5 protein-coding genes are annotated in these 3,141 nt (G+C 65.0%); 4 read left to right on the top strand and 1 reads right to left on the bottom strand.

Going from position 1 to position 3,141, the window contains the following annotated elements; all coding sequences use genetic code 11:
* The 4 genes from FKP22_RS32760 to FKP22_RS25590 all read left to right on the top strand — a co-directional run.
* The coding region (locus FKP22_RS32760) for a hypothetical protein (RefSeq protein WP_170201088.1) at positions 1-352 on the top strand (352 nt) is incomplete at its 5' end.
* A 49-nt stretch (positions 353-401) separates the two neighbouring features.
* Entirely contained in the window at positions 402-1,133 is a 732-nt protein-coding gene (locus FKP22_RS25600) for a VWA domain-containing protein (RefSeq protein ID WP_141290584.1), read from the top strand.
* 25 nt (positions 1,134-1,158) lie between these two features.
* The gene (locus FKP22_RS25595) at positions 1,159-1,527 is read left to right on the top strand and encodes a hypothetical protein (protein ID WP_141290582.1); all 369 of its coding nucleotides are present in this window, start codon (positions 1,159-1,161) and stop codon (positions 1,525-1,527) included.
* Positions 1,528-1,592: 65 nt separating this feature from the next.
* Positions 1,593-1,946 carry a hypothetical protein gene (locus FKP22_RS25590; protein ID WP_141290580.1) on the top strand — a complete coding sequence of 118 codons (354 nt, stop codon included), beginning with the start codon at positions 1,593-1,595 and terminating at the stop codon, positions 1,944-1,946.
* A 28-nt stretch (positions 1,947-1,974) separates the two neighbouring features.
* Here the strand turns inward: FKP22_RS25590 and FKP22_RS25585 are convergent.
* Positions 1,975-3,141, bottom strand: a 1,167-nt coding sequence (locus FKP22_RS25585; protein WP_141290578.1) for a mechanosensitive ion channel family protein, incomplete at its 5' end; no start/stop codon positions are given.

Genomic DNA, 3,141 nt, shown 5'->3' with positions numbered 1-3,141 from the left:
CCAGCAGGCCGCCGCCGAGCTGCTCACCGAGCTGCAGGCGCTGGGCCTGGCCACCGAAGCTTTGCCTGGCCTGCTCCCCGCGGCACAGCGCGAAAACCTTGCGCTGTCACTGCAGGATCGGCTGGTCTCGCTGGCCCGCACCCAGGCCACGCTGCAACAACACCGCCTGCAGGCCGAGCAGGCCGATCAGCAGTTGGCGCAACTCGCCAGCCGGCTGCACGACACCGTGCGTGTCAGCCTGCCGGCATGGCTTGCCAGCATGGCCGCGCTGCCCGCCGAACCCGCGCACGACACCGAACGTTTCCTGCTGCAAGAGCGCCTGCAGGCCGTGATCCACGGCCTCAGAAGCTGAGCGCCACCCCCGCAGTGCCGATTGATCCTCCGAAAGAACCGAGCTCACCATGGCCCTGACCCTGAACCTGCAAAAGTCCCAGGCCTCGCTGCAGCTGTGCCTGCAAAAGGCCGGCGTCACCAAGCCGCCCGTCGTCGACATGGCCTTCCTGCTGGACGTCAGCGGCTCCTTCGAGGACGAGCACCGCGAAGGCATCACCAATGACTTGCTGACCCGGCTGGTCCCGTGGGGCCTGACCTTCGACCCGGACAAGAAGCTCGACGTCATCACCTTCAGCCACACTGCTGCCTCGGTGTTCGAGGTCGGTGCGGTAAAGGCCGACAACTACCAGGGCTACATCGGCCGCGAGATCGTCGCCAAGGTGCCTGGCTGGTGCGGCGGCACCGACTACAGCTACGCATTGGAGCAGGCGCTGCGCGGCTTCGGTTGGCTCAAAGGTGCCGAGCCCGGCCTGCTGGGCAAGCTGTTCGGCCGCAAGGCCGAGGTGAAAGAGAAGAAGCGCTCGCTGGTGGTGATGGTCACCGACGGCGAGAACAACGACCACGCGCGCACCCGCCAGGTGCTGCGCGACTCCCAGCAGCGCGGCGACGAGGTCTACTTCCTGTTCCTCGGCATCTCCAACCAACCCGGCCAGTTCGGCTTCCTCGAAGCCATCGGCGACGAGTTCGACAACACCGGCTTCCTCGCCGTCACCAACCTCCGCCGCTTCGTCGCCCAGTCGGACGACGAACTGAACCAGTCACTGCTGCTGCCGGAGTTGTTGACCTGGTTGAAGCGGTGAGGTGAACGCATGAGGAGACATTGAAGTGACGCAACCTCTGCGCCCGAAGCCCGCGGCAGCGCCAGAGCCGCTGCCCCAGCTGCGAAAGTTCTCAGTGAGCTTCGCCTCTGGATTGCACGGGCTCATCATTCCGACGATCTTCTACCTGCCCATGCTGCTTCATCAGCTGGGCTGGGAGGACGCCGGACCGACTTCGTTTTCTGGCTCTGTCTCATGGACCTTCACCCTGGACCTCTATTGGCTGTGGCTGATATGGCCCTGCATCCAAATTTGGGGAGGGGCACCCGGGGAACGGCTTTTCTCGTTGGGATTCAGCCTGGGCTTGACAGGCTGGCTGCTGAGCTCACCGCCCATGCTGATGCTTACCGTGCTGATGACCGGTGGACATATCTAGAGTCACACGCCCAACAGCTGAACGAATTGCGGTTGCCGATTGATTGAAGCCTGGAAACACAGACCATGGTGACGCCCGTACACGTCGAAGCTTCGACCCAAGCGCGCTGGTCCAAACGCAGCAAGGCTTGTGCGATCCATGGTTGGGCTGTGCCCGCGATCTACCTTTTGCTCTTTCTGACGGCGATCATGGGCCTGGATCTAGGGCTGCTGCAGTTGAGGAACCTCACCATGCGCGTGACCGCAATCGTCTACTGGCTTTGGCTGGCCTGGCCCTGCACCTACCGCTGGCACTCAACGAATGACCCGACCAACTTCGTCACGGCCTTCTTTGTGGGGCTCATCGCTTGGATGGCTTGTCTTCCGATCATGGTGCCGGTCACGCTGATCGCCCTGGGCGACGGGCAAATCCACATGTGACCTACCCGCGAAATCGTCGCCGGGTTGCTCAGACTTGGTGCGGCAGTGAACCGACCGATGGTCCAGTCGCCCCCAAAGGCGCAGAGACCGCCGCCCGACGGTCCACCTGATGCACCACCCGCTGTGGATAGGGAATCTCCACGCCGAGCTTTTCCAGCGTGCGCCAGAGTTGCAGGTTGACGGCGGAGCGCACGCCGCCGGCGCCGTTTTCGGGGTCGGCGATCCAGAAGACGACCGTCAGCTCCAGGCCGTCGGCGGCGAAGTTGGAGAGTTGCACGGCGGGGCCGGGGTCTGACAGCACGCGGGGGACTTCTCGCGTCACGGCTTCGAGTTGCGGCATCAGCGTGTCCAAGTCAGTGCCATAGGCGACTTGAACCAGCGTGGACATGGCCACCCGCGAGTCGGCCAGCGAGGCGTTTTCGACGCGCTGGGTGATGAGCAACTCGTTGGGCACGATGGCTTCGCGGCCGTTCAGCGCGCGGATCACGGTGTAGCGCGTGGCGATGTCGGTGATGCGGCCTTCGAAGTTGTCGACCTTGACCATGTCGCCGATGCGCAGCGAACGCTCGGCGAGGATCACGAAGCCGGAGACATAGTTCGCCGCGAGCTTCTGCAGGCCGAAGCCCAGGCCCACGCCCAGGCCGCCGCCCAGCACCGACAAGGCGGTCAGGTCGATGCCCACGGCCGACAGCGCGACCAGCAGGCCGACGAAGATCAGCAGCGAACGCACGATGTTGGCCGCGGCCTTGCGCAGCGACAGCTGCTCGCCAATGGCGCCGGCCAAAAGCTTGGCCTCGATCGCGGCCGAAACCCACAGCGTGAGCACCAGCACGAAGCCACCGGACAGCAGCCCGTCCAGCAGGTTGCGCACCGAGACTTCGCTGCCACCAAGCTTCCAGCGGATCTGGTCCAGCTCTTCCAGCAGTTGCGGCAGCACGCCGGTGATCCAGCCGACCACGGCCAGCCAGGCAACCCAGGAAATCGTGCGTTCGGCCGCTCGCACCAGCCGTGAGGCGGGAAACGCGACGCTGAGCACGCGCACCGACAGGCGGATCAGCGCAAACGACATCAGCACCGGCACGACGATCTTGAACACCGCCAGGGGCAGGCCGAAGCCCAGCATGATGCGGCGCGCGGCAAAGGCCAGCGCCAGGGCCAGCGCCGGGAACAGCACGCCGTCCACGATGCGCCGGCC

It is taken from the genome of Ideonella azotifigens (assembly GCF_006519715.1).
Lineage (GTDB): Bacteria > Pseudomonadota > Gammaproteobacteria > Burkholderiales > Burkholderiaceae_C > Ideonella > Ideonella azotifigens.
The sequence above is the reverse complement of the archived record's forward strand: the minus strand, read 5'-3'. Positions and strand labels throughout refer to the sequence as shown.